Here is a 26,073-nt window from a genome sequence, read left to right on the forward strand (position 1 = left end):
CCGCGAATCTTTCATCCGTGGCCGGGTCGACGCTTCGCCGTCAGCCACCCAAGGCGCTCATGCCAGAGTTGACTGCCCTCTATGACCCGACCCATCGACACTACCTCAAGGAGGTCATGATGATTGCTCCGGTTAGTGAACGCCCCACCGACATCGGGTCACCCACAGTCGCGGCCTTGAACGTCGGGCTCAAGGTCCATCCCGTGATCTTGGCCGGCGGCTCCGGCACACGGCTGTGGCCTCTGTCGCGGGAACAGCACCCGAAGCAGTTGATCAACCTGCTTGGTGAGGCATCGTTGCTGCAACGGACCGCCCGCCGGCTTGAATCACTCGAAGCCAGTTACGCGCTTGCCGGGCAATTAATCGTGGTTGCCAACGAGGCGCACCGCTTCACGACCGCCGAGCAAATACGCACGAGCGGGAGGGCCGCCACGTTAATACTTGAATCCGCCCGGCGCGATACCGCCCCTGCGCTGACCGTCGCGGCGCTTTCAATCGTCGCGGAAGATCAGGATGGCATCATGGTCGTGATGCCTGCGGACCACGCCATCACGGATATCGACGGATTTCACGCTGCGGTGGCGGATGGCGTGCAATACGCTGCGGCCAACCAGATCGTAACTATGGGAATTGTGCCCACGCGCGCTGAGACAGGTTACGGCTACATCCGGCTCGGGGCGCAGCTTGAAAACGCAGGCCGACTTGGTGCGTACAGGCTCGATCGATTCGTTGAAAAACCGCACCGTGAACTGGCCGAACGCTATTTCGAGTCGGGGCAACACTGGTGGAACAGCGGCATTTTCATTATGCTCGCGTCGACGTGGTTGAAGGCAATCAAGCATTTCCAGCCGGCCATTTACGACGCGTGCGAAGCGGCCTACGTAGGCGGCAAGGCGGATGGTGATTTCTACCGGTTGCAGAGTGACGCGTTCACAGCTTCGCCGTCGACATCGATCGATTACGCCGTAATGGAACAGCTCGGCAGCGATCAATCGGTGTGTGCCGGCGTGGTCGTGCCATTGCAAGTGGGATGGTCGGATGTCGGCTCCTGGGATGCAATCTGGCAGACCTTGCCGAAGGACGAGAATAACAACGTCGGTCGCGGCCATGTGATGTTCGAAGGCGCAGCATCGACCTTCGCGCATTCGGAAGGGTGCCTGATTGCGTGTGTGGGAACTCACGATCTCGTTGTCGTCCAAACCCCCGATGCGATTCTGGTTGCCGACAAGTCGCGAGTGCAGGACATAAAGAAAATTGTCTCTCGGATTCGCGCTGCGGGAGGCACTGAAGCAGCATGCCATCGGAAGGTTAGCCGCCCATGGGGCCACTATGATTCGGTCGACGCTGGCGAGCGCTTCCAGGTCAAACGCATTGTTGTAAACCCCGGGGCACGACTATCGCTGCAAATGCACTATCACCGCGCTGAACATTGGATCGTCGTGCGCGGTACAGCACTCGTCACACGCGGTGAAGAGCGTTTTATCGTCTCCGAAAACGAGTCAGCTTATATTCCGCTGGGGGTTATCCACCGTCTTGAGAATCCGGGGAAGACGCCGCTCGAAATCATCGAAGTGCAGTCCGGCTCATACCTCGGCGAGGATGACATCGTGCGCTTCGACGATTCCTATGGTCGGCAATGACCATAGCCATCGATCACCATTTGGCTTCTCGCCGCGGTCGCTTATACCGGCCGTGTGTCGGAGGACTGAGTTGCCAAGGTGCCGTTTGCTGCCGAGCTTGAGTCGGTCCGTCGGGTTCGGTCCGGTTCTTTTCAAAAGCTTTGCGCATACGGATGAACTGTCGACGATGGCACGCGCTAGGTCGTGCTGGCCACAATGGCTCGATGAGTGACCGCAGTTCGCGGTCTATGAGCTCTTTAGCCATCGCTTCCTGTCGGACAAAACAAGAGATGAAGCTAACACCGAGCGGGAAAGGTAAACAGCCCCGATAGGTAATCTGGCAAAAGCTTTTAAGATAACTTCACCGAATCGTTCAACGGCCATCGGGAGTTAAATTTCCTATGCCAAGCAAGGCAAACGCTTGCGACATGACACCGGCCCGGCGCCACTGCAGCCATTTGATATAGCACGTCTGCTGAGGCGGGTAGTGTTGAGGCAGGTGATGCCACTTCTCACGATTCTCGAAGACCCATAAAATCGCCTCGAAAATCTCGCGAGGGTGCCGGCGAGGTCGACCAGAACGTGCCAAGGTATCTTGAGGAAACAGGTGAGAAACCCGATTCCAGTCTTCATCTGATAGAGGAGTGGGCGACATGCACATTCTCCGATGGCCGTTCGGTATCGTTAAATCATCCGAAATCAGTGCCGGCATCTATTGTGATCCGGTGATTATCCTTAACGGCTCACACGATGGTCGGCTAATTTAAAGCTGTTCTTCGTCTGTCTTTCCTTTCCACAGGGTACCGAACCATTTACGCAAGGCGTCAACGGCGACAATTCTCCCCGTCACGCCTCCCTCCAAGGGGGCGTGTCGTTCAGCAGCACGCCGCAAAGTGTTACCTGCCTGCCACCGCTCGTTCGTCCCCAACTCCCTCGCGATACGGTATTTTCGCAACAGTCTTTAAGCTTTATGGCCTCCTCATATTTTGCACTGAGAGATTACAGAGCCGGGCTCGAGGGGCCTCTATGCCCGTTGCCGATCTTGTCGACGACGGCTGCCGGGGTGTAGCTGGGTCTGAAGAGGACGTCAGTAACAGGCCTGTCCAGGTGAGGGTTGCGCTGTCGCTGCGGTGATAGCTGATGACCGTCAGGCTGGGCAGAGGAGTTCATTGTCGACATCGACCGGAGTATCGAGCGTCAGCGAGTCGGGGCACCCTGGCCAGTCAAGTGGCCCAGCCTTCGAGAGATCGAACAACATCGGCTGGTGTGGAAGACCGAGATAGGGATAGACGTTGCCGTCGCAGCACCAGCCCAAGCGCTCAAAGAATGTGACGTTGGCGAGTTGCACGTTTGCCTCCATCAACTTGCCGCCATGCGCCGCCGCTGTGGCGGTAGCAAAGCGCACGAGCTGGGCGCCAACGAGCGATGCGCGGTGCTGCCTGAGCACGGCCAGCCGGTCACCGCGCCAGCGCCCGTGAGCATCAATCGGGTAAAGTCTGACGGTTCCGGCGCAGCTATGTCCGCGGGCGGCCAGCACATGCACGACTTGCGCGTCGGCGTCCCAGCGGTCTACGTCAGTGAACACCAAGGCACCTTGCTCGTTGACGAACACGCGGTGCCTGATGGCGAAGTGAGCGGCCAAGTTTGCTGGGCTAGCGCGCCACACGGCGATTAGTGGATCGTTCATGACCGGATCGGAATTACAGGACGCCCGCGGGTGATTGGGCCCGACAGCGTGAGGGTCTGCTCCATTGCGCCAACCACGGAGCACGCCTGGCATCGTGCGCAACCTGCCGACACCTTGTCGGCAGTGATGCCACGTTCGACGAGATAGGGGGCAACTAGGCGGGCGATGCGTTCGGTGTATTCACGGGGCGGCGGCAGCGCGTCCGCCATGAGGCTACCGGGGACAGGCCGCAGCGGGACGAGGAAGGGATAGACGCCGATATCGATAGCCCGCTTGCATGCCGCTACGGTGAGTTCGGGATCTTCACCCATTCCGAGAATGACGTAGGTGCTGACTTGCCCTTCGCCAAACCGTTTGACCGCATATTCCCAAGTCTCGAAGTACCGTTCAATGCCTGTGCGTGCCTTCGGAGGAGCGACTCGAGCCAGGACTGCGGGGTCAAAGGTCTCGATGTGGATGCCAAGGGAATCGATGCCTAGGTCGGCGACGCGATCGATGACCGAAAGATCCTCGGGTGGCTCGAACTGCACCTCAACGGGCAAGCCTGAGGCTTCCTTCATTGCGTTGCCACAACGAGCGACATACAGGGCGCCCCGGTCTTTCGCACGGGTGGAGCCGGTGGTCAGCGTGATGTCCACCGCGCCGTCCAGCCGGGCGGCGGCGGCGGCCACTTCGGCCAGTTGCTCCGGTCGCTTGACTTTTACCGTGTTTCCGGAGGCGAGCGAGACTCCAATGCCGCAAAAGCGGCACTGGTCGTCGTTGCCCCAGTAGGCGCATGTCTGTAACACCGTGCTGGCCAGCGAGTCTAGATGCATCAATGCGAGCTTCCAGTACGGTGTTCCGTCGGCGGTGCTTAGGTCGTAGAACTTCGGGCGATCTGCCGGCATGGCGGCGGCGACCCGGACACCGTTGCGGTAGATCCCGTGGCCGAGGTCTTCGGCTTCGAGCGTATACGGGCTCGCCGTGACATAGGCCGCGTCAACTGGCACGGTCACGGGGGAGCCTTCTATCCACAACATTCCGGCGTCGGATGGACCCGCACCGCCTGACCGGCGCTCGAACGGCGCCTTGATCTTGATGCCCTGTGCCTGCAGGTCAAGGATCAGATCCGACAATCTTGTTCCATCTTCAATGGTCGCGATTTTGCGACGAGTCTCGGCAGTTTCTAACACGGATGATCCTCCTCCTGAACGGGTCTCATGGTGGCTCTGCTTGACGGGCCGCCTGATTCACTTTTTATCATGAGCAATTCTCTGTGTCTACTAAAGGAAACGTTTCTGTCATCGAAAAGTCACTCGATCCATTACCGTCAGCGACGCCGTTGATCTCAGCCCGTTCTTCTGCGTCAGAGGGCGCGGCAGACCGGCAGTCTCATTTCACGATGACCAAGGTGCTATGGACCTCCATCGAATCATAAGACTCCACGTAGTCCACTTGCCGGCAAAGGAAGCCAGTGCATATAAGCGGATTTTATAAGCTTTTTCTGTGCAAAATTCTACGAAAACTCAAGGAGCCGCTTGGAGAGTTGGAACACGGAATCGAGAGTCGTCTAGTGGGTTGCACTACACCTACCGGTGCTCGTGTTTAACAAGCGGACCGCCTGCATACAAAGAAAAGCTATGCCAAGGTGGTCTCAAATCGGGTTGCTGACCGGCAATGTCATACGCAAAGATGCCGTCGCGTCCAATCCATTACGAGACCTGGTATTTACTATAGTATACGACACGCGTCGCAGATCAATAAACTTGCTACCACTTAAGAGGCGGAGGTTGGCATGGATCGGATTGATGGCACGGGTGGAATGCAACGCCGGGGAACTGTCGAGATCGAGCGTCGTGAGCCCACAGTTCTGATTCCTTGGCGTGGTCGGGCGTTGGCACTGGGACTGGCATTGATGGATGTTTCGGGTGTCAACCTCGCTGCTGCCCTTAACGGCTTGGAGCAGCGTCATCCACTGAATTGTCTCGTCGATGGCTGTCAAGTGCAGGCTGGTGGCGACGCGGGAGCTTTGTGAACGGATCCTCAACTTTCTCTCCGCCTCAAGGAATGCCACTACAACCATGACCGAAAAGACGAGTCTTGCTTCTCCTGAGATGACTTCGCTGCGTTCAGTTGAGGGCATGTGGCGCGGCGGTCTGCGTTGCGACGTCACGGCGCAGTCTTTCGTCATCGTTGTCGATGAACCTAAGAGCGTGGGCGGAACCGACAGTGGCCCGCAACCAACGGATTTGTTCCTCGCCTCTGTCGCTTCCTGCTTTACGCTTGCCGTGGCGTATAGCGCTCGAAAGCAATCTATCGAACTGGACGGCCTTTCGGTTACGGTGACGGGCACGTACGACGGCCCTCGCTTTCGCGCAATCAATATCGTGAGCCGACTGGGCTGCAATCCGGCCGAGGTGGCGAAGCTTGTGCGCGCTGCGGAGCGTATCTGTTACGTAACCAATACGCTGCGATCCGATGTTGATATCGCCGTAGAAGCAAGCGCCGCCTCGACGTAGGAGTATCGGTCTAAGCCCGTCCTACCGGGAGCGGCTTACTGGTCGGCTTTTAAGTCGGTTAGCCGAGCATTGTTTAGCAAAATCAGTGGGTGCATTTCGCAAGTTCGACTACCTGACATGAGGGATTTTGAGTGGAACAGTACATTGCGCGGAGACCATCCTTAGCAATAGGAAATGCGTTAGCTCGCGACCCGTACGGGTTGTATACCGAATGGCGGCGCCGCGGACCGATCCATTGGACCGACGAGCTATTCGGGGGCGCGTGGCTATTGACGAGCTACGAAGGCGTGCAGTCGGCGCTTCGAGACACGCGGCTTTCGGCACAACGTACGGGTGGTTGGGTGATGCGAAATGCGCCCAAAGGAAGTGAACGTCGACGTGAGCTGATCGGACTTCAGCAACTGTTTGCTCGTGCCATGCTGTTCGTTGATAAGCCGAGTCACCCGCGCCTGCGTCGTGCGATGCAGATTGGATTTCGACCTGACGCGATTGAAGCGCTCAAGCCCTTCGTGTCCGTGACCATTGAGGAACTGCTCAACGACATCGAACGAGGGGGTTGCCACGAACCCTCTGACTTCATCGCCGGGTTTGCGAGGTTGTTGCCTGCGCGAGTGATCGCCAAACTGCTTGGGCTCTCTCATGTAGATCAGTCGGAATTCCTGACTTGGTCTGCGGACCTCGCAACCTTCATCGGTGCTGGGTTTCCTAACGAAGACCAAACGCAGAGGGCGCTGCGCAGTATCGTAGAGATGGGTCGGTACTTCGAATCTGTCATTCGTGACCGCCAATATTTAGAGGGCGAAGGCCTACTGGGTGTGCTCGTGAAGGCGCAGCAGTCCGGTCAAATCAAGGAAGGTCCGGAGCTGCTTGCGCAGTGCGCGATGCTACTGTTCGCGGGTCACGAAACGACACGTCATCTACTTGGAACCGCGGTGTATTGGCTTCTGCGTCATCGACGGACCTGGGAGGCGTTGAAGTCCGACCACTCCCTGCTGAAGAACGCAGTACGTGAGCTGCTTCGCTGGGACAGCCCCGTCCAATACACGGGGCGGCGTGCAAACTGCGACTTCAGTCTATACGGGATGCAAATACGGCGCGGTGATTTGGTGCTTCCTCTCATCGGCGCGGCAAATCGCGATCCGGGGCGATATGAGGACCCGGAAGAACTGCGGCTCGATCGGCAGGTAGGGATGCCGTTGTCGTTCGGTTCGGGTCCTCATGTCTGTATCGGAGCAACGTTGACGTTGATGGAGGTTGAAGCGACCATCGCAGCGCTCCTTCGGCGGTGGCCTGAGTTGCGGATCGCTGAGGAGCGAGACGACTGGATCGCTTCGCCGCTCTATCGCGGGTTTGTCTCGTTGCCGCTGTGGCCCAAGGGGATCGTGCAGAGGCCGGTAGCCCGCGCGGCAGGATGCGGTTCGGATAGTCATTTTGATTGCAGGTCTGGTCTGCTGACCGCCATTGACGACCGAGACTAGCCGCGAAAGACTTTTCCCTCCAATCAAAGCAGCCGGTGATAACCCTTTATGACCCGTGCGGCACATGCCGACGATCGCCGGGTAGAGCGTCGGATGCGGTGCCGCGGGAGCTGCGACGCGCGCTGTCGACCGTTGCGCGCTCGCGATCGTGCGTCCACCGGAACGGGTGCGGCTTGAACATTAGAGAGCCGGTGATTGACTTCCGCCAGTACGGCGCAGAGAGCGGGTAACCAGGGTTTGTTTCGAGTGTGCGCCAATTGACATGTTTGTCTCGAGGCATATACCATAGGAAATGATATGTATCGGATAAGAAATAACGTTGTCACTGGAAATGGAAGGAGTCGGCCGTGAAAATTGTCGTGATTGGAGGAGGGCCTGCGGGGCTGGGTGCGGCAGGCGCGGCGCTGGGGGTGAACCCGTCAGCGAAGATGGATGTTTATACGGAGTTTGAGGACGTAGCCTACAGTCCGTGCGGAATTCCTTTCGTGCACGGCAAGGAAATCGAATCGTTCGAAAAGCTGTTTCTCGCGACCAAGCAGCAATATCAGGACCAGGGCATCAACGTTCACTATACGACGACAGTCGAATCCATTGACACCCGAAACCATACGATCAAGGTGCGCGGTGGAGCAAAGGTCAGTTATGACCGGCTGGTCATCGGTAGTGGCTGGAACTACGCGGATACTGGTTTGGACCGGCATGGCCTGAAAGGTATTTACGAGGTCAAGAACATCCGCCGGGCGATGGAGTGGGACAAGTACCTTGATACGGTCAAGGAAGCGGTGATTGTCGAGTGCGGTCCGATTGCCCTGGAAATGGTGTCTGCACTCGTTCACCGAGGTATCAAAACGACGGTGGTCGACCCTGGACCATGGCCGATGGCGGGCGTGGTCGATCCGGACATCATCGCTCCGGTTCGCAAGGATTGGGAGGCTGCCGGCGTCACGACGATGTGGGGAGAGCGCGTGACGGCGTTCGGTGGCAACGGCACGCTGACATATGTCGACACCACGGCCGGCAGGATTCCTGCGCAGCTGGCGATAATCGGGACGCGCAAGGTGTCCAACAATGCGCTCGCGAAGGCTGCGGGCATCGAACTGGGCAGCACGGGTGGCATCGTAATTGACTCCCACATGCGTACCTCGGCACGCGATGTCTTTGCCGCAGGAGACTGCACCGAGATTCCGCATGGCGTCACCAATGTCCCTCTGCAGGGTCTGTCGGGCAGCCATGCCTATGCCCAGGGCAAGGCGGCGGGCACGAATGCCGGCGGCGGCAACCGTGAGTACCAGCCAGTCTATGTACCCTGGGCGATGCTCGCCGGGGAGTGGATGATTGGTGGCATTTCGTTTGGTGAAACCTCGGCGGCTGCGATCGGCATCAAGTTCGTGAGTGGGGTTGCCAATGGCATCACCCGGGCGCGCTACTTCCCGGGAGTCAAGCCGATCACCGTGAAACTGCTGGCGGACCCGGCGACACATCGGCTGATCGGGGCGCAGATGGTTGGCGGCGAAGGTGTCAAGGAACGGGCGGACTTTCTGGGTGTCGCAATCCGTGCCGGGATCACCATCGATGAACTGGCCAACATGGAGAATGTGTACTCGCCCGCGATCGGAGCGCTTAACGAGCCGATCAACATGGCCGCGCTGGAAGTGATGAAGAAATTCTGACAGGAGGGTTAGTCATGTCATTCCCGAGTTGGCTCCGATCAAATTCGGAGTACTACCTACTCTGTGACGCTCAGGCCCGCATGGCGCGGAAATTGGGCATCGATATGTACGCCGCTCGGCGTAGCCTGAAGGATCGCTTCTGGCTGCAGGTTTTTGTGCCTATCTATCGGGCGCTGCCGTGGGGACTGCGACGTGCAGCTATGCAAGCGCTTCCCGGTAGTCACCGACAGGTGTGGCCAAAACAGGGATCACGCCCCCCGAAGCCGTAGAAGAGGCGTTCCGCCCGGAGTTTGTGACTACGGGCAAACACTGACCCACAACCAATGAGGAGTCACCGTGCCGAAGACAGTTACCATCGACCCGCCGAAAAGCGGGGACATTCTGTTCAACGTTGAGGAAAAGGTTTTCCCCGACTACAAGGCGTCGCCAGGCGACAAGGCGTACGTTTTCATGCACACCGTTCCCTTCGAGGGTTCAGTCGGGTTCGTGAACATGCTTACGGCAACGCGACTGCAGCGCAAGGGTTTCGAGCTTTCGTTCATCCTGTTCGGCCCGGGCGTGCTTATGGCGGCTGCCTCGCGTGGCTACCCGGCAGTCGGCACCGAGGGCTTTCCCGGCAACCTTGGCTACAACAAGCAACTGAAGACCCTGATGGATGAGGGCGCCAAAATCTACGCATGCCGGTTCGCGATGGGTGCGCTGTACGGGATGCGCGAGGATGACCTGATCCCAGGTGTCAAGGCAATCAACCCGCTCGACGTGCTAGACGCAAACATCCAGGCCTGGAAAGAGCGCGCGATCGTGGTTACCACCTGGACGCTGTAACAACACCGCCAGCCGCTTCCCGCAGTTGGGTGGCCGGAGAGGCAGAAAGTTTCCTCTCCGGCCCAAACGTCGCGAAGTGGGTCGCACCGACGCACTTCCATCTTCAACAGACGGCGTTATTTCTTAAGGCGCCGGCTTGCTATGCATTGCACCGACGTTCTATTACACCTCTAGATTTTGGAAATATCGTCCCTCTAAACACATTTACTCCTTCTTAAGGCTGAGATCACCATGTCTGAGAAACGCATCGTCCGTGCCGCCGCAGTCCAGATTTCACCGGACTTCGAGCGCGTCGACGGCACGCTTAATAAAGTCTGCGAGGCGATCGATCAGGCGGCGCGCGAAGGCGTGCAACTGATCGTCTTTCCCGAGACCTTCGTTCCGTACTACCCGTACTTCTCGTTCGTGCGCACGCCGGTTGCGGCTGGCGCCGACCATATGAAACTTTACGAAGAGGCGGTGGTGGTCCCGGGCCCCGTTACGCAGGCGGTCGCCGAGCGAGCCCGGTTGCATCGCATGGTAGTCGTGCTCGGAGTGAACGAGCGCGATCATGGCAGCTTGTACAACGCCCAACTAATCTTCGACGTGGACGGGCAGTTGGTACTCAAGCGCCGCAAGATAACGCCGACGTATCATGAACGGATGATCTGGGGGCAAGGCGATGCAGCGGGATTGAAAGTTGTGCAGACAGGAGTGGGGCGCGTGGGCGCGCTCGCCTGCTGGGAGCACTACAACCCGCTTGCCCGTTATGCATTGATGACGCAGCATGAAGAGATTCACTGCAGCCATTTTCCGGGGTCGCTGGTGGGCCCCATCTTCGCCGAGCAGATCGAAGTGACGATCCGCCACCACGCGCTAGAATCGGGCTGCTTCGTTGTCAATGCAACGGGTTGGCTGACCGAAGCGCAGATCGCCTCGATCACCCCCGACACAAACCTGCAGAAGGCGCTACGCGGCGGCTGCAATACCGCGATCGTATCGCCTGAAGGGCAGCATCTGGCGGCGCCATTGCGTGAGGGTGAAGGCATGGTGATTGCGGATCTCGACATGTCGTTGATTACCAAGCGTAAGCGCATGATGGATTCGGTTGGCCACTATGCGCGGCCCGAACTGCTCAGCCTCGCGATCAACGAGCGGCCTGCGGCGCCGATTACGCCAATGCCAGCGTGGGGCGCTCCTGTCGGCACTGATCTCAACTCGGCCGTGGGGTCGCGCGATGAACCGCAGCGAGACCTCGCAAGCCGCGAGCCGGCACTGAATGACTGAACTGTAGTGTGAGTCAGCTCGCGATTGCATGACCCGGCGGCGAAGGGCCGTCGGGCCAGAAGGCCGCGACAGTGGATGGTGTGGCGGTCATGGAATCGAGAGATAGGAGCCAGAAAGCGGCATGATTGCGCGTGTGACCACAATCACGTTGCAGCGCAATTTCGACCTGTCGCAGTGTTAAGTATTAGTTTGGTCAGTGCATAGACGTCGTCGTTTGCTTGCGTTCTGTATCGCTAGGAGTGGGGGAGAAGTGTTGGTCTCAAGAGGGAAGTCAGAGATATCACAGACGGGAGAAGCTTGACGTCCTTCCCGCACTGAAGGACGGGGTATCTCGGCGGTTCAGGATGAAACGTCCCCCTTGACGATACGCACGTATTCCAGAAAGTCGGTCACCCTCTCGAAGAAGTGAGGATGGAGGTTTCTGTCGCAGAAGAATCGATTCTCTGGGCCCACGAAAATGTTAAGAACGGGTCGCTCAGAACGGCCGTGAACTTCTGAAATGTACAGGGCGAAAGGCGCGTACAGATCGGTAGGCTGACCAAGTAGCTGTTAAAGCTTGACTTTTGTTTGCGACAGCGACTTTTACGAGAGCTCGTATGACGCCTTCTAGCTATGCGCGAGTGATTGCTCTGAAGAGCGTTGGAAGCTTGCCATCAAGCAGCACGCTTTGCTCAAGATGGTGTTTCGGTGATCGGCCGCACAGACATGCGCTTTTTGATGCGAAGGGAAGCCTCGTGTTGTATGTTCTTCTGCATACTGGGGAGGTGATGGGCGCGCGCAATCCGCTCGAGAGTACTTGCCAGCAGTAAGTCTCAACGACGATGAGCCGCATGTATAGGCCACTCGACCATCGCCGTTGGGTAAGTCTTATTGGACCGTTTGACTTTCAGCTACACCTTGATGTAGCCACCGGCCGTTGTATTCGGCTTCCTCTTTGTGCTTTGGGGAGGCAAACCTGCAGTGGTTGACTTGCCAATCGTCGCCTTCTCGATCTCCGCAGTCAGCGTAGCGTAAGTCTGGTCACCTCGGCTTCTTTTGGCCGCCCGTCTCTTGGTTCGAAGACGCTGAATTGCTTTACGCTCGCGCTTGCGTGCAGTAATGGCCATCGCATCTCCGTTTCTATGTTAGTTGGCTTTTCGAAGGTCTTTCCCGTTGCGCCGTTGCATCTCCAGATGCCCGGCCTCGGTCAAAACGACGGACCGGCCTTCCAGCGTAATCCATCCATTCTCAGACATCGATCGAATGTGCGGCAGATTGCGAACGAACTGAGCAAACGCGGGATTTTCCTGTCCAGTCTCTAGTTCAACGGTACTCCGGATGTCGAATCTGTGTCCGGAAGTTGCGCCATCAAGCCAATTGAACACCATGCTGATTTTATCTTCAACGGTCATATCCATATCTAATTCCTAAAAGTATTCACAACGCGTCAGGGATTTCAACGATACAGTCCTCGCATTGCTACGACAAGGGGTTCCGATAGCGCGCATTGAACACCTTTCGCTCATTCGGAAAGCCCGCTATAGGTCGCGCAACATTTCTTCGTGTTGCAACAGGGGTAATATCAATGAGTTGCACCCAAAGGACACGGTCCACTCGACCGGACCATCTCCTGAGTCTCGCGTTGACAGGTATGTCCTGTCAGGCTGCTTTAGGGCTTTGGTGACCAAGTCACTGCGAGCCGCGATGACGAGAGCGAATCGCTCTAGTGTCTTGTCCTTGAGATGCTGGGGAAAGTAATCGCGTGTAACCAGGCACGCCGCGTTGTTTTCCTGTAGCTTGCGAAACTCTTCCAGAGTCCACCGTTCGAAGTCATGCCTAGCAATCAAGGACTGGGGGGCGGACTTTTCGCTGTCGTGCCGGACTGGTTGCTGGCGGCGTTGCGACATGCCGCAAAGTTCCGCAACTGGCGCCGGAAGAACGTTCTTCCATTCGTGTTTCGGTCTTTCGCGAATTGTAGATAGCACGCCTGGAAAGAATTCGTCGCAGTGCGGTTGCTCGGCCCTGCTAGGGAAAAACCGCCCCTGCTCGACTTCAAAAGCAATGGTGGCCGCTGCTGAGAGCATGCGACAGTATCGTGACAGCTCGTGTTTGAAAACGCCGACTAAGCCGCGAACCTCAAGCACGTCCAGCAGGTCCGGATGGTCCTCAAAAATCCAGCGCTCGATGATTGACGCCTCCAAGGTATTGAAGAACGACAGACCATTCTCAAGTTCCGAAATCAATTTCTCGGCGTAATCCAAGCCCCATTGTGTCGGGTCTTTCTTGTACTGGTCGAGGTAAGAATAGGGTGGGTCGGGTTCCCATTCCGGGTCTTCGCATCGGGCGTAGTCGAAGTCGAGGACATCGTGGAAATCATCAGAGGAGACATTCAGTTCGGCGGCCATGTTCGAAAAAAAGCAATTGGAGAACAGGTATTGCGATGGCTTTTATCCACTGCTTCGTACTCGGGATGGCTTCCAGTTCTGATGTTGACGTGGGTGCCTGCCCACCGCCGCGCAGTTCCAGCGTCACATTGCTAAGTCGGCAGATGTTTATGAGCGCTGTCGCAGCCGTTCCGGAAGAGGCAGAGAAGCAAGAGATGCGACTTACCGTTAGTCCGCAGGGGTGGCCGGTGAACATGTGTAGACCGGAGGCATAGGTGCCAGATGTTGCCATCATTGCATCTTCACCCCTGAACTGAAGTACGAGAACCCCTGTACATAAAGTGTCAACGATGTCCTCGCACGAGTGTCGATCATGTCTCCCGTCTATACAAAAAACCAGGAACGGATTGCAGGTCGACCCATGAGCGCGCCGGGCGCCGCAAATGGGTAATGCAGATATGGCGTCACCCCCAACCTCCGGGGATTGTTTTCACGAGCATTCGGCCACGAAACCTTGGAAAAGGGTGAATCATCTGTGCTTGATGAGACGCGGTCGATGTCAGATTTGTTTGCGATTTGTTTTCGCAAAATCAGTTTTCTTTGTCGCAGACTTTGACCGGAGGCGGCTGCACAAGGCTTTTGCGCGATATAAGGTCTGGCGACCTGACGAGGGCAGGCGCTGAGCGACGCTTGGTCTATGCCAAGTGTTTCGCTTTGCGCTTACAGACCAGAGCCTGTTGCGAAAAATCTTTTTGCGGATCAGAGGGTTAGCGCCAAATCAGGTTTATTTGTCTGCGGTCTCTGCGGAGTGGCTCGGCCATAGCACGGGTTTATTTGTCAGAAACAGCCAAATCAGGTTTGTTTGAATCAGATCAGGTTTCGATTGAACGTCACCAATGCGATACATCGTAAGTTCGACGCAGCGCACCATGTTTCGCGACGGCATGAAGTGTCGATGTCGCTAAAACAACGCGTAAAGCAGGGCATGAGCCCGAGGGGGGACAACGGCGCGCCGCGTGGCGCGCCGTTGCGATGCTACGCAATCAACGCGCAATCAACGCGTTTGTGTCCGCGGCGCATCCTTGATGAAGAACGTGGTCAAAGCACCAACGACGCACAGCGCGCCGACATACAGCGGCGCGGCCATCGGGTTCGACTTCATCATCAGCGACACGGCGATCGGCGTGAGGCCGCCGAACACCGCATAGGCGACGTTATACGAGAACGAGATGCCCGAGAACCGCACGACCGGCGGGAACGCCTTGACCATCACGAACGGAATCGCGCCGATCACGCCGACGAAAAAACCCGCCACGGCGTACAGCGGCACCAGCGCCGACGGATCGACGGCAAGCTGCTGGAACATCACGTAGTACGACACCGCCAGCGCCAGGCCGCCGATGAAAATCGTGCGTCCCGCGCCGATCCGGCCAGCAATCGAGCCCGCCATGACGCAGCCGATCGTCAGGCACAGTGTCGCCACGCAATTGGCCAGCAGCGCGGTGGCCGGTGCGATATGAAACTGCTTCTGCAACAGCGTCGGCGTCATCAGAATCACCACGACGATCGCCGCCGACAGCATCCACGTGAGCAGCATCGACACGATCACGGCGCGGCCATGGTCGCGCAACACGGCTTTGAGCGGCACTTCTGCGGCAATCGCCTTGCGCTGCTTGAGTTCGGCGAACACCGGCGTTTCATGCAGCCAGCGGCGCAGATAAACCGAGAACATGCCGAACACGCCGCCCACCAGGAACGGGATGCGCCACGCGTAGGCGGAGATCTCCGCCGGTGCGAAATGGCGGTTCACCGCCGAGGCGATCAGCGAGCCGAGCAGGATGCCGGCCGTGAGACCGGCCGTCAGCGTGCCGCACGCATACCCGACGTGCCGCTGCGGCACGTGCTCGGAAACGAATACCCATGCGCCCGGCACTTCGCCGCCGACCGCCGCGCCTTGCATCACGCGGAACAACAGCAGCAGCACCGGCGCAAGCACGCCAATGCTGGCGTAGGTGGGCAACAGGCCCATCATCAGCGTCGGCACCGACATCAGCAGTACGCTCAGCGTGAACATGCGCTTGCGGCCGAACAGGTCGCCGAAGTGCGCCATGATGATGCCGCCGAGCGGCCGTGCCAGATAGCCCGCGGCGAAGATGCCGAAGGTCTGCACCTGGCGCAGCCAGTCCGGCATCGCGGCCGGGAAGAATAGTTGACCGATCGCCGGCGCGAAGAACACGAAGATGATGAAGTCGTAAAACTCCAGCGCCCCGCCCAGCGCGGCGAGGCCGAGCGTCTTGTAATCGCTGCGCCCAAGAGGGCGTGGAGTGACAGCCTGTGCTCCACCCAGATTTGTTGCTTGCATTGCTATGTCATTGTCTTGAATTGAAAGCCACGCGTAGCGCGTGGAATGCGGCGGTCGTCGGGCGAGAAGTGTGGCAAGCGCTGGGTAGAGCACGGGACACCGGCGTGCCGGCCCGGATAGGGCGGGCGCGATGACGACTGGGGCCAGGACGGGATTTTACAGGATGAAAGCGATTCGACTCGGGAAGTGCTTAATTAGATTGGAAAAAGTTCCCTTGAAGTCGTTTTTCTTCGGCCGCCCGGCCTTGGTATGTGGGATCGTTGTACGTGGTGTGGAAGTCTGCTGTCGGAACGCGACGTCGGCTCGTCAGATCGGGGTGCCGGACATGCAATTTAGGATTGCTCCTATGTAATAGAGAGGGTGCCTCTCTGAGAATCGCGTCCGAGCTATCAGTTGAGAGTCATCGCCATGCGTATTGCCATCCTCCAGTGTGACCCCGCGCAGCGTCAGTCGATCGAGAGGATCGTCATGCAGGCCGGACACACCTGCATGAGTTACGACGACGGTCTAACCATGTCGAAAGCGCTTGCTCATTCCACAGTTGATCTCCTCGTGCTGGATTGGCAGGGCACACGCTTGTCCGGCGCCGAAGTGCTGAGGTCGGTGCGGGCGGTGAGTGGTGACCGCCTGCCGGTCCTGTTCGCTTCGGCCGAAACGTCGGAGGAGCGTGTAGTGCGCGCTTTCACCGGTGGAGCGGACGACTACGTCGGGCTGCCGGTGCGCCCAGGCGAGTTCCGCGAGCGCATTACCGCGCTCTTGCGCCGCGCCTATCCGGACCGTTTCAGCACGGCGGGCTTCGATGTCGGCCCGTACCATTTCGACGCCCGTCGCCAGCTCGTCATGCTGCGCGGGCAGCCGGTGCCGCTATCGGGTACGCAATACCGGCTGGCGTCGCTGTTCTTTTCCAATATCGGTCGCGTGATGTCGCGCGATCATATTTTCGCGATGGTGTGGGGCCGCGAATTGCGCGAGTTCACGCGCACGATCGACAGCCACGTATCGCGCCTGCGCCTGTTGCTCGAAATCGAGCCGCAAAACGACTTCCGCCTGCAACCGGTGTATAAGAGCGGCTATCGGCTGCTGCATCTGCCGCAAGGCGAGGGCGGCGCGGTGAAGCAGGCCGCCTGAGCTTATTACGGCCCGCGCCGGCGTTGCGAGCCGCTCAAGTAGCCCGCAACCCTCGTCACTCAAAGCGACGGCAACGCCGGACGCGTCTCGAGCGACCGGCGGATCAGCGCTTCCACAGCCTCGCGTTCGTCGCCGATCAGCGGCAGGCGCGGCGGCCGCACCGGTTCCGTGCCGAGTCCGACGATCGCCTCGGCCAGCTTGATGTTTTGCACCAGCTTCGGCGACACGTCGAGCGCGAGCAAGGGCGCGAACCAGCGATAGATTGCGCGGGCTTCTTCAAGGCGGCCCGCCTTCAGCAACTTGTAGATCGCTACCGTCTCGCGCGGAAATGCGCACACGAGACCGGCCACCCAGCCATGCGCGCCCATCAGTATTGCTTCCATCGCCAGGTTATCGACGCCGCACAGAATCGCGAAGCGGTCGCCGACCACGTTGATCAGATCGGTCACGCGCCGCACATCGCCGCATGATTCCTTGATCGCGACGATTTTCTTTTCGTCGGCGATTTCGGCGAACATCTTGGGCGTCATGTCGACGCCATATGCGAGCGGATTGTTGTAGATCATCAGCGGCAGTGCGCTGGCATCGGCGACGCTGCGGAAGTGGTGCAGCGTCTCGCGCCGGTCGGACAGATAACGCAGCCCCGGCAGCACCATGAAACCGGCCGCGCCTCGCCGGCTGCCGGCTTCGGCCTGACGGCAGGCGTCGAGCGTGCTGTTTTCGGCGATCGTCAGCAGAACCGGCACGCGGCCGCGCGAGGTGTCGACGGCGATGTCGAGTACTTGCAGCTTTTCGTCCAGAGAGAGTGTCGACGCCTCGCCGAGCGATCCGCACACGATGATGCCGTCCACCCCCGCCTCGATCTGCGCTTCGATATTTTTGCCGGTCCACGCATGGTCTATGCTGAAATCCGCGTTGAATTTGGTAGTGACTGCGGGCAATACGCCTTCCCAGATATGCGCCACGACTGCTCTCCTGAATGTGATGAGTCGAAGCGCAGTGTAAGCATGGAAATTACTGCCGTCTTGCGCGATTGCCGCGTACTGAATGACGATTTCAGCATAGTGGTTGTGCGTGCAGGCCCGTCAGATTGAAGTTTGGCGGATGTTTCAAGATAGAACCGCACATGTGGCGAGGTGGCGGCCATAGCGCGCCCCAAGCGCCTGGCGCTGCCGCTACACGCGTACTATCCAGACGCCGCCAGCGTCAGCTTCAACAGCGCGGCGTGCCGCAAAACGCGCTGTCGGGCTATGCTGAAATCGTCACAATCCGCGCGCACACGCACCAAGACTTGCTAGCCCGGCATTCCTACCATGGACGTCATGAAAACCTTGAACATCATCGACTCGCACACCGGCGGTGAACCGACCCGCCTGGTGGTGTCGGGTGGGCCGGATCTCGGCGGCGGCACGCTGGCGCAACGCCTCGACGTGTTTCGCACGCGTTTCGACGACTGGCGCGCGGGCATCGTCACCGAACCGCGCGGCTCCGAAGTGGTGGTCGGAGCGCTGCTGTGCGAGCCGGACGACCCGGCGTGCGCGGCGGGCGTGATCTTCTTCAACAACGTCGGCTATCTCGGCATGTGCGGACACGGCACGATCGGCCTTGTCGTCTCCCTTGCGCACATGGGACGGATCGGGCCGGGGCGCCATCGGATCGAGACGCCGGTCGGCGTTGTCGAAGCGACACTGAACGAGGACGGCAGTGTTGCCGTGCGCAACGTGCCAGCTTATCGGTACCGCAAAGGCGTGCAAGTAGACGTGCCGGATTACGGCACGCTGAGCGGCGACATTGGATGGGGCGGCAACTGGTTTTTCCTTGTCGCCGAACATGCGCGCGTGCTGGAAGCCGCGCACATCGGCGAATTGACTGCATTCAGTTCGGCGATTCGCGACGCATTGATCGCGCAGCGCATCACGGGAGCGGATGGTGCTTTGATCGACCACGTCGAACTCTTCGGACCAGGCTCGCGCGACGGCATCGACAGCCGCAGCTTCGTGCTGTGTCCGGGCAACGCGTACGACCGCTCGCCATGCGGCACCGGCACGAGCGCGAAAGTTGCCTGCCTCGCCGCCGACGGCAAGCTGGCCGAAGGCGCGGTGTGGCGCCAGGAAAGCATCATCGGCAGCGTGTTCGAGGCAAGCTATCGCCACGCCGACGATGGCGTTTCGGTGATTCCGACCATCACCGGCCACGCGCACATCATGGCCGAAGGGCGCCTGTGTTTCGACGAGCGCGATCCGTTCGCATGGGGCATCCGCACGGCATGACAGCGGACGCGGTGATTGTCGGGGCGGGCATTGTCGGCGCGGCCTGCGCGGCGGAGCTGGCCGCGCTCGGCATGCGGGTCGATGTGCTGGACGAGCAGGGCGTCGGCGGCGGCGCGACCGCGGCGGGCATGGGCCATATCGTCGTGATGAACGATTCGCCGGCGGAATTTGCGCTGAGCCGCTATTCGCGCGAGTTGTGGCTGGAACTGGCGCCGCAGTTGCGTCCTTGCGATGCATTCGCGCGCTGCGGCACGCTGTGGGTCGCAGCGGACGACGAGGAATGGCAAGCCGCGTGTACGATGCAGGCCGCGTTTGCCGCACAGGGCGTCGCCGCGGAACTGCTCGACGCGGCTGCGTTGCGCGAGTGCGAGCCGGCGCTGGCGGAGCCGATGGCAGGCGGCTTGCGGATCGAGCACGACAGCATCGTGTATGCGCCCACGGTCGCGCAGTGGCTGCTGACGCAATCGCCGGGCGCGGCGAATATCCGTGTGCGGCTGGGCGCGCAAGTCACCGCGATCGGCGTGCATGGCGTGACGCTCGCCGATGGCGAGCGCGTGAGCGCGGCGCACGTGATCGTCGCGAATGGGCTCGGCGCACAGCGGCTCGCGCCGTGGCTGCCGTTGCAAGCGAAGAAGGGCCATCTGCTGATTACCGACCGCTATCCCGCGCTGATTCGTCATCAGCTGCTCGAGCTCGGCTATATCAAGAGCGCGCATCATGCGACCGGCACGTCGGTGGCGTTCAATGCGCAACCGCGGCCTACGGGCCAACTGCTGATCGGCTCGTCGCGCCAGTTCGATACCACCGATCCCGCTGTCGAGATGCCGGTGCTCGCGCAAATGCTGCAACGTGCCGCGCGCTATCTGCCGGTACTGCCCACGCTCAATGGCATTCGCGCGTGGACCGGCTTTCGCGCGGCGTCGCCGGACGGTTTGCCGCTGATCGGTCCGGCCGGCGATTGCGCGCCCGGTGTCTGGCTGGCCGTCGGCCACGAGGGGCTGGGTGTGACGACGTCGCTCGCCACCGCCAAGCTGCTCGCCGCGCAAATCACGGCGAGCGCCGCGCCGATTTTTGTCGAGCCGTATCTGCCGGCGCGATTCACCAAACGGGACTGTCATGACTAACTCGATGATGGCCGGCGGCGCGCAGGTTCGCTTGACGATCGACGATAGACCTATCGACGTCGAAGCCGGCACCACAGTCGCCGCCGCGCTCGTCATGGCCGGGATACGCGGCACGCGGACTTCGGTCGGCGGCCAGCCGCGCGCAGCGCTGTGCGGCATGGGCGTGTGCCAGGAATGCCGCGTCACAATCGACGGCCGGCAGCATGCGCTGGCGTGCCAGACGCTTTGCCACGACGGGCAAACCGTGCACACGAGCATCACGGGCTTCACGGGCACACGATGAAACAGCACTTCGATATTGTCGTCGTCGGTGCCGGTCCGGCTGGGTTGAATGCTGCACGTGCGGCGGCGCGCGAGGGCGCGTCTGTCGCGGTCCTCGACGACAATCCGCGCGCGGGCGGACAGATCTGGCGACAGGGGCCCGGACATGCGCCGCAAGCGCCGCTACACACGTTGCTTGCCGCCTTGCACATGCAAGGCAACGTCACGCTATGGCCTTCGACCCGCGTGATCGCGCCGTTGGCCCCACGCGGTTTGCTGCTCGAATCGGCCGGGCACGGCGGTGTGTGCGTCACCTATGAGCGATTGATCCTGGCGACCGGTGCGCGCGAGCGCCTGTTGCCGTTCGGCGGCTGGACGCTGCCCGGCGTGAGCGGCGCGGGCGCGCTGCAGGCGCTCATCAAAGGCGGCATGCCGGTGCGCGGTGAACGGATCGTGATTGCCGGCAGCGGTCCATTGCTGCTTGCCGCGCTAGCCACCGCGCGCGCCGCCGGGGCGCATGTGGTGGCGGTGGTCGAACAGGCATCGGCGGCGAAGGTCGCACGCTTCGGCGCGTCGCTGTTCGCCGAGCCCGTGAAGTTGTGGCAAGCCGCTCGCTTGACGCGCGGTTTTGCGGGCTTGCGTTACTGGACCGGCAGCGTCGTGCGGGAGGCGCAAGGTGACGGTCGCGTCGAGCGCGTGACGATCCGGCGCGGCAAACGCGACGTGACGCTGGATTGCGACCGCATCGCGTGTGGCTATGGACTCCTGCCGAATATCACGCTCGCGCAAGCGCTAGGATGTGAGATCAGCGATGCGGGCGAGATCGTCGTCGACAGCGAGCAGCGGACTTCGATCGACGGCGTGCTGGCCGCCGGCGAATGCACGGGCATCGGCGGCGTGGAGCTGGCGCGCGTGGAAGGCGAGATCGCAGGCGTCGTGGCAAGCCACGTCACCGGAAGCCGCGCCGAGCTGCACACGCAATGTACTGAGCGTGCGCGATGGCGGCGTTTCGGAAAGCGCGTCGAAGCGGCGTTTGCATTGCAGGACGCCGCGCGCGCCACGCCCGCCGACACCACGCTGCTCTGCCGTTGCGAAGACGTGAGCATCGGCGAAGTGCGCGCCTATCCGAACTGGCGCGAGGCCAAGCTGCATACGCGCTGCGGCATGGGGGCGTGCCAAGGAAGAATCTGCGGCGCGGCGGCGAGCCTGTATTTCGGCTGGCAAGCCGCCGCGCCGCGCCCGCCGTTCAGTCCGGCGCAAATCGGCACGTTGATGGCGGTGAGTGCCGAGCCGCCGCCGTCTGAATGACGCCAGGTCCAAAGGACCCGTCCCCCGCGGGGACATCCTTCGGGGCGGATATTGTCACCCGCCGCCTGGCCCTATAATCGACTGCACAGGCCAACCGCCCAGATGCATGGACAACCGGCACAAAAGGCACAAAACGGGACACGCACGATGAACACGCTGGCTCATCCGCTCGAAGCTGACGACGCAACGCTGTCCGGCATGCTGTCGCATTTCACGCTGCTCGAGCCGGTGTTCGACGCGATGCCGGACGTCGTGTTCTTCGTCAAGGACGCGCAGGCGCGCTATGCGCTGGTCAACCGCACGCTGGCTTCCCGGTGCGGCTACAAGGAAAAAGCCGCGCTGCTCGGCAAGACCGCCGAGGACGTGTTTCCGCGCCGCTTCGGCCGCATCTACACCGCGCAGGACAAAGCGATCATCAACGTCGGCAACCAGATGATCGACCAGCTGGAATTGCACCTTTATCCGGGCCGCCAGCCCGGCTGGTGTCTGACCTGCAAACAGCCGTTGCGCGATGCGGCGGGCAAGGTGGTCGGCCTTGCCGGCATTTCGCGCGATCTGAAAGCGGACGAGGGCAGCCATCCCGCGTATAGCCGGCTCGCCGCGGTGGTGCAGTCGATCCAGGAAAACTACGTGCAGCCGTTGAATTTGAAACAGCTCGCGGCGATGGCGGATATGTCGGTGGCGCAACTCGAACGCTACTTTCACAAAGTGTTTCATTTGACGCCGCGCCAGGTGTTGCTGAAAACACGTCTCGACGCCGCCACCGCGCTGCTGGTTTCGCATGACAAGGTCACCGACGTTGCCGCGCTCTGCGGCTACACCGACCATAGCGCCTTTACACGGCAATTCAAGGCGACCGTCGGCGTGACGCCGACCGAGTACCGGATGCTGCTGCACGGAACCGCGCGAAGCTGAGCCGCTGTACATGGTTCGTCGCAAGCATCACTATTACGTCTACGTCGTCCTGCTGGACGACAAGGTCTGGAACGAGGCGCGCTTTCGCCGCGCGAATCCGGACTACCGGTTCGACAGGCCTTGCGTGTATGTGGGAATGACGGGGCTGGACCCGGATCTGAGGTTCGACCGGCATAAGGCCGGCATTCAGGCAAATCGCTATGTGCGCGATTACGGCCTGCGCCTCGTGCCCGAGCTGTATGAAGTGTTCAATCCAATGCCTTACCGCGGCGCACAGGATATGGAAGTGGAATTGGCGATTGGGCTACGCGAAGCGGGGTATGGCGTGTGGCAGGCGTAAAGCCTTACTTCACCCCGAGCCCACGCAGCACTGCATTGCCTTCAGGCGTCAAGCGGATATGCGACGAGCCGGCATCGCCGGATACCGTTTCGATCAGGCCGGCTTCGTGAAGCTGCGGAATCTCGGGTTTCGCGGAGGCGTCGATCGGCGCGTGCAGCAACAGCAGCAGCGTCGCCAGTTCGTGGTGGCTCAGCAGGCGGCGCAAAATGGTGGGCCGCCGGGCTGGAGCCTGCGTGTCGTTCGTGTTGTGATCGGGCTGGTTCATTGAACGCACCTTTTACGGAATAGTGTCGGACGGATCATGCGGATGAAGTCTTAAACGATTCTTAAGACTGCATTGTCCTGTAACACCGTGACACTATGATTGCGTCGGAACAAGTTACCGATCGTTACGCTTGCCGATTTTTACCTCACGGCGCGCAAGTTTTGCTGGCCGACTCGATCCACAAATTGGCGATATGGCGTTTGCCCGCATAGAAGCGGTAAATGGTCGCGCCGTTGTCGCTGCGCACCTTGACGATATTCGAATCGCCGAAGTCGAGCATCTGGCCCTGCGGGATCGCCGTCGACTTGAAAGCGGCGTTGTGGCTGGTCGCCACTTGCGTCAGGCAGGCGACCACGTCGTTGACCGAGCGTTGCGTGGTGCTGTCGGTGACGGGTTCGCCGGCATCCGGGTTCTTCTGAAAGTACGCGCAAGCGCTAAGCAGCAGTGGAATTGACAGGACTACGGCAAACTTCTTCATATCTCTCCTGGCGTTTCGGTCCGGCCGACTGTGGCGCGGCGCCCAACCGAAGGCGCCGCCGCGTCGCACCGGACCGCGGATCAACCGCCATTATATCGGTGGAGCGGGCTCGCCCGAGCAAGCGCCGCGCGGACCCAACCGATTCGCCTGGCGCGCCGGCTGACCACCTACTTGCGGCGCTGCGCCTGCGCCGCGAGGCGCACGGCCGCATTGGCCGCGCCATAGCCGTCGTAGCCGCCGCGCCGTTCGACGATTTCGAGGAAAAAACGCTGGTCGAGCAACTCTGTGTAAGCGTGGAAGAATTCGCCGCCGCGTTCGTCGCGGTCGTACAGGATGTTGTGTGCGCGCAGCGCGTCAAGCGTCTCGTCCGGCAGCGCATAGCGGGCGGCGAGGTCGTCGTAGTAATTGCGCGGGATGCGCAGCACCGGCACGCCGTCGGCGACGAATTCGGGGATCGCGCTGAAGATGTCGCCAGTGCTGAACGCGACGTGGTTCAGCCCGGAGCCGTGATAGGTGTGCAACGCCTCGGCCACCGCCGTGTGACGGTCCACCGACGCATTCAGCGCGATGCGCACCGAGCCGTCGTGGCTGCGCAGCGCGCGGCTGCGCACCAGCCCGTAAGGATCCGGCACGAGCACGCCGGGCTCGGCTTCGAAACCGAAGGCGGTTCTCAGAAACAGCACCCAAGTATCCAGTGAATTGGCCGGCACCGACAGACAGACATGGTCGATGCGGGTGAGCGGACCCACTTCGCTTGGACCGTTGATGTCGGTGAGGACGAAATCGGCTTCGAACAGCGTGGGCTGGTCCGGCGCTTCGTCGACGAAATAGTTCAGGCTGCCGTCGGGCGCCTGCACGGCGGGCAATACGCGCTCGTTCGGACCGATCTGGCCCGAGAACGGCGCGTAACCGAAGCCGGCGGCGCGTTCGAACGCCTGGTTCGCATCGTCGACGCGAAAGGCCGACGCGCACAGCGACAAACCATGCTGCTGGAAGAACGCGTTGGCGAACGAATCGGGTTCGGCGTTCAGCACGATCGACGCCGCACCGTGCTGATACAGCGTCACATCTTTCGAGCGATGCTGGCCGGCCTGGCGAAAACGCAGCTTGCCGAGCCAGTCGACGAGTTGCGCGCGGGTCGCGTGGTCGACGGCGAATTCGAGGAACTGATAGCCGACGTGCGCGGGCGCGGCGGGTGACTGATAAAGCTGCCCGACCGGCTGCTGCGCGGATTCGAGCAGCGCCCGGGTTTGCTCCTCGAGGAACAGCAGGGAGCGGTGGCCGTCCGCGGCGGTAATCGCGGTCGGCGCGGCGCGAAAACCGTCGTTGAAAATTTCGAGCGAAAGCGGCCCCTGGTAGCCGGTTTTGACGACCTGGGCGGTAAAGCCCGCCAGATCGAAGTCGCCCTGGCCCGGAAAGCAGCGGTAGTGGCGGCTCCATTCGAGCACGTCCATGGCCAGCTTCGGCGCATCCGCGATCTGCACGAAGGCAATGCGATCTCCCGGGATGTCGGCGATCGCCTCCACCGAATCGCTCAGCGACAGCGTGTGAAAGCTGTCGAGCACGAGCCCGAGATTCGGATGATCGACCGCGTTGACGAGCTTCCACGCGTGCCGGTACGTCTTCACATGTTTGCCCCAGGCCAGCGCTTCATAACCGGCGATCACGCCGGCTGCTTCGGCCGAGCGGGCCAGTGCGCCTAGCTGATCGATCATCAGCGCGTCGTCGCAAATGGTGTCGGGAGACACGTTGCTGCACACCAGAATGCGGTCCGTGCCCAGTTCGTGCATCACGTCGAACTTGCGCTTCGCCCGATCGAGATTGCGCGCGAGGCGCTCCGCGCTCACGCCGTCGAAATCGCGGAACGGCTGGAACAGCATGATTTTCAGCCCGAGATCGTCGGCAATGCGCTTCACGTCGGCGGGCGAGCCGTCGAAATACAGCAGATCGTTCTCGAAGATCTCGACGCCTTCGAAGCCCGCCGCCTGAATCGCGGTCAGCTTTTCGACCAGGGTCCCGCTGATCGACACGGTGGCAATCGAACGTTGCATGAACGGCTCCTGCAAAAAAACGGTGAAACGGCTGCTGAAAAGGGCGCGGACCGGCGTCTGCGTCAGTGTCCGCGTGGCTGGCGCCGATCATGTTGCGATGCGCAAAATGATCTATTTCGTTACCTGACGCCAGTAAAAAGCAGGCCGCAATGGCCCAATTTAGCC

General features: G+C 60.5%; 26 protein-coding genes and 1 pseudogene. 15 read left to right on the forward strand and 12 right to left on the reverse strand.

The features are described 5' to 3' along the window. Positions 1 to 119: 119 nt before the first annotated feature. Positions 120 to 1,640, forward strand: coding sequence for a mannose-1-phosphate guanylyltransferase/mannose-6-phosphate isomerase (locus tag WN982_RS27990; protein ID WP_341319445.1), 1,521 nt, complete (start codon positions 120 to 122; stop codon positions 1,638 to 1,640). A 75-nt stretch (positions 1,641 to 1,715) separates the two neighbouring features. On the opposite strand, the pseudogene WN982_RS27995 reads toward WN982_RS27990, so the two are convergent. From WN982_RS27995 to WN982_RS28010, 4 genes and pseudogenes are all read right to left on the reverse strand, one after another. Next, positions 1,716 to 1,832 (reverse strand): annotated as a pseudogene (locus WN982_RS27995) (IS5/IS1182 family transposase); the annotation flags it as partial. A gap of 160 nt (positions 1,833 to 1,992) precedes the next feature. Beyond that, entirely contained in the window at positions 1,993 to 2,274 is a 282-nt protein-coding gene (locus WN982_RS28000; RefSeq protein WP_341318828.1) for a transposase, read from the reverse strand. A 492-nt stretch (positions 2,275 to 2,766) separates the two neighbouring features. Further along, positions 2,767 to 3,306, reverse strand: a complete 540-nt coding sequence (locus WN982_RS28005; RefSeq protein WP_341318829.1) for an MSMEG_0567/Sll0786 family nitrogen starvation N-acetyltransferase — start codon at positions 3,304 to 3,306, stop codon at positions 2,767 to 2,769. Next, entirely contained in the window at positions 3,303 to 4,421 is a 1,119-nt protein-coding gene (locus tag WN982_RS28010) for an MSMEG_0568 family radical SAM protein (protein WP_341318830.1), read from the reverse strand. The genes WN982_RS28005 and WN982_RS28010 overlap by 4 nt, the downstream gene beginning before the upstream one ends. Before the next feature lie 659 nt (positions 4,422 to 5,080). Between WN982_RS28010 and WN982_RS28015 the strand changes: the two genes are divergently transcribed. From WN982_RS28015 to WN982_RS28040, 6 genes are all read left to right on the forward strand, one after another. Next, the gene (locus WN982_RS28015; protein ID WP_341318831.1) at positions 5,081 to 5,320 is read left to right on the forward strand and encodes a hypothetical protein; all 240 of its coding nucleotides are present in this window, start codon (positions 5,081 to 5,083) and stop codon (positions 5,318 to 5,320) included. A gap of 46 nt (positions 5,321 to 5,366) precedes the next feature. Continuing rightward, positions 5,367 to 5,804 carry an OsmC family protein gene (locus WN982_RS28020; RefSeq protein WP_341318832.1) on the forward strand — a complete coding sequence of 146 codons (438 nt, stop codon included), beginning with the start codon at positions 5,367 to 5,369 and terminating at the stop codon, positions 5,802 to 5,804. 269 nt (positions 5,805 to 6,073) lie between these two features. Then, positions 6,074 to 7,282, forward strand: coding sequence for a cytochrome P450 (locus WN982_RS28025; RefSeq protein WP_341318833.1), 1,209 nt, complete (start codon positions 6,074 to 6,076; stop codon positions 7,280 to 7,282). A 347-nt stretch (positions 7,283 to 7,629) separates the two neighbouring features. Further along, positions 7,630 to 8,952 (forward strand): FAD-dependent oxidoreductase, encoded by a 1,323-nt coding sequence (locus WN982_RS28030; protein WP_341318834.1) that lies wholly within the window; start codon positions 7,630 to 7,632, stop codon positions 8,950 to 8,952. Positions 8,953 to 9,288: 336 nt separating this feature from the next. Then, positions 9,289 to 9,777: an MSMEG_0572/Sll0783 family nitrogen starvation response protein gene (locus WN982_RS28035; protein WP_341318835.1), complete on the forward strand. Its 489-nt coding sequence runs from the start codon at positions 9,289 to 9,291 to the stop codon at positions 9,775 to 9,777. Between the two features lie 231 nt (positions 9,778 to 10,008). Continuing rightward, a complete protein-coding gene (locus WN982_RS28040) occupies positions 10,009 to 11,043 on the forward strand; it encodes a Nit6803 family nitrilase (RefSeq protein ID WP_341318836.1) in 1,035 nt (344 codons plus the stop codon). Positions 11,044 to 11,933: 890 nt separating this feature from the next. Here the strand turns inward: WN982_RS28040 and WN982_RS28045 are convergent. The 4 genes from WN982_RS28045 to WN982_RS28060 all read right to left on the reverse strand — a co-directional run bounded on the left by WN982_RS28045 (position 11,934) and on the right by WN982_RS28060 (position 15,768). Beyond that, positions 11,934 to 12,149, reverse strand: coding sequence for a hypothetical protein (locus WN982_RS28045; RefSeq protein WP_341318837.1), 216 nt, complete (start codon positions 12,147 to 12,149; stop codon positions 11,934 to 11,936). A gap of 18 nt (positions 12,150 to 12,167) precedes the next feature. After that, complete coding sequence (locus WN982_RS28050; RefSeq protein ID WP_341318838.1) at positions 12,168 to 12,440, reverse strand: hypothetical protein; 273 nt, start codon at positions 12,438 to 12,440, stop codon at positions 12,168 to 12,170. Between the two features lie 120 nt (positions 12,441 to 12,560). After that, the gene (locus tag WN982_RS28055) at positions 12,561 to 13,427 is read right to left on the reverse strand and encodes a hypothetical protein (RefSeq protein WP_341318839.1); all 867 of its coding nucleotides are present in this window, start codon (positions 13,425 to 13,427) and stop codon (positions 12,561 to 12,563) included. A gap of 1,033 nt (positions 13,428 to 14,460) precedes the next feature. Continuing rightward, complete coding sequence (locus WN982_RS28060) at positions 14,461 to 15,768, reverse strand: MFS transporter (RefSeq protein ID WP_341318840.1); 1,308 nt, start codon at positions 15,766 to 15,768, stop codon at positions 14,461 to 14,463. A 408-nt stretch (positions 15,769 to 16,176) separates the two neighbouring features. Here WN982_RS28060 and WN982_RS28065 point away from each other — a divergent pair, with 408 nt between their 5' ends. Beyond that, entirely contained in the window at positions 16,177 to 16,896 is a 720-nt protein-coding gene (locus tag WN982_RS28065; RefSeq protein WP_341318841.1) for a response regulator transcription factor, read from the forward strand. A gap of 59 nt (positions 16,897 to 16,955) precedes the next feature. Here WN982_RS28065 and WN982_RS28070 read toward each other — a convergent pair whose 3' ends face one another. Then, on the reverse strand, positions 16,956 to 17,861 hold the full coding sequence (locus WN982_RS28070) for a dihydrodipicolinate synthase family protein (protein WP_341318842.1): 906 nt from the start codon (positions 17,859 to 17,861) through the stop codon (positions 16,956 to 16,958). A gap of 348 nt (positions 17,862 to 18,209) precedes the next feature. On the opposite strand from WN982_RS28070, the gene WN982_RS28075 reads away from it, so the two are divergent. From WN982_RS28075 to WN982_RS28100, 6 genes are all read left to right on the forward strand, one after another. After that, a complete protein-coding gene (locus WN982_RS28075; RefSeq protein WP_341318843.1) occupies positions 18,210 to 19,166 on the forward strand; it encodes a 4-hydroxyproline epimerase in 957 nt (318 codons plus the stop codon). Continuing rightward, positions 19,163 to 20,290, forward strand: a complete 1,128-nt coding sequence (locus WN982_RS28080; RefSeq protein ID WP_341319446.1) for an FAD-binding oxidoreductase — start codon at positions 19,163 to 19,165, stop codon at positions 20,288 to 20,290. Before WN982_RS28075 ends, WN982_RS28080 begins: the two co-directional genes overlap by 4 nt. Beyond that, positions 20,283 to 20,573, forward strand: a complete 291-nt coding sequence (locus WN982_RS28085; protein ID WP_341318844.1) for a (2Fe-2S)-binding protein — start codon at positions 20,283 to 20,285, stop codon at positions 20,571 to 20,573. The genes WN982_RS28080 and WN982_RS28085 overlap by 8 nt, the downstream gene beginning before the upstream one ends. After that, the gene (locus WN982_RS28090) at positions 20,570 to 21,859 is read left to right on the forward strand and encodes an FAD-dependent oxidoreductase (RefSeq protein WP_341318845.1); all 1,290 of its coding nucleotides are present in this window, start codon (positions 20,570 to 20,572) and stop codon (positions 21,857 to 21,859) included. Before WN982_RS28085 ends, WN982_RS28090 begins: the two co-directional genes overlap by 4 nt. A gap of 147 nt (positions 21,860 to 22,006) precedes the next feature. Next, positions 22,007 to 22,774, forward strand: coding sequence for an AraC family transcriptional regulator (locus WN982_RS28095; RefSeq protein WP_341318846.1), 768 nt, complete (start codon positions 22,007 to 22,009; stop codon positions 22,772 to 22,774). 10 nt (positions 22,775 to 22,784) lie between these two features. After that, complete coding sequence (locus WN982_RS28100; protein ID WP_341318847.1) at positions 22,785 to 23,114, forward strand: hypothetical protein; 330 nt, start codon at positions 22,785 to 22,787, stop codon at positions 23,112 to 23,114. Between the two features lie 4 nt (positions 23,115 to 23,118). Here WN982_RS28100 and WN982_RS28105 read toward each other — a convergent pair whose 3' ends face one another. The 3 genes from WN982_RS28105 to WN982_RS28115 form a co-directional block, all read right to left on the reverse strand. Then, positions 23,119 to 23,379, reverse strand: a complete 261-nt coding sequence (locus WN982_RS28105) for a hypothetical protein (protein WP_341318848.1) — start codon at positions 23,377 to 23,379, stop codon at positions 23,119 to 23,121. A 145-nt stretch (positions 23,380 to 23,524) separates the two neighbouring features. Further along, entirely contained in the window at positions 23,525 to 23,857 is a 333-nt protein-coding gene (locus WN982_RS28110; RefSeq protein WP_341318849.1) for a hypothetical protein, read from the reverse strand. A 167-nt stretch (positions 23,858 to 24,024) separates the two neighbouring features. Then, positions 24,025 to 25,908 carry a TIM barrel protein gene (locus WN982_RS28115; RefSeq protein ID WP_341318850.1) on the reverse strand — a complete coding sequence of 628 codons (1,884 nt, stop codon included), beginning with the start codon at positions 25,906 to 25,908 and terminating at the stop codon, positions 24,025 to 24,027. On the opposite strand from WN982_RS28115, the gene WN982_RS28120 reads away from it, so the two are divergent. Then, complete coding sequence (locus WN982_RS28120; protein ID WP_341318851.1) at positions 25,907 to 26,035, forward strand: hypothetical protein; 129 nt, start codon at positions 25,907 to 25,909, stop codon at positions 26,033 to 26,035. The genes WN982_RS28115 and WN982_RS28120 overlap by 2 nt on opposite strands. Positions 26,036 to 26,073: the final 38 nt, after the last annotated feature.

Source organism: Paraburkholderia sp. IMGN_8, from assembly GCF_038050405.1.
GTDB lineage: Bacteria > Pseudomonadota > Gammaproteobacteria > Burkholderiales > Burkholderiaceae > Paraburkholderia.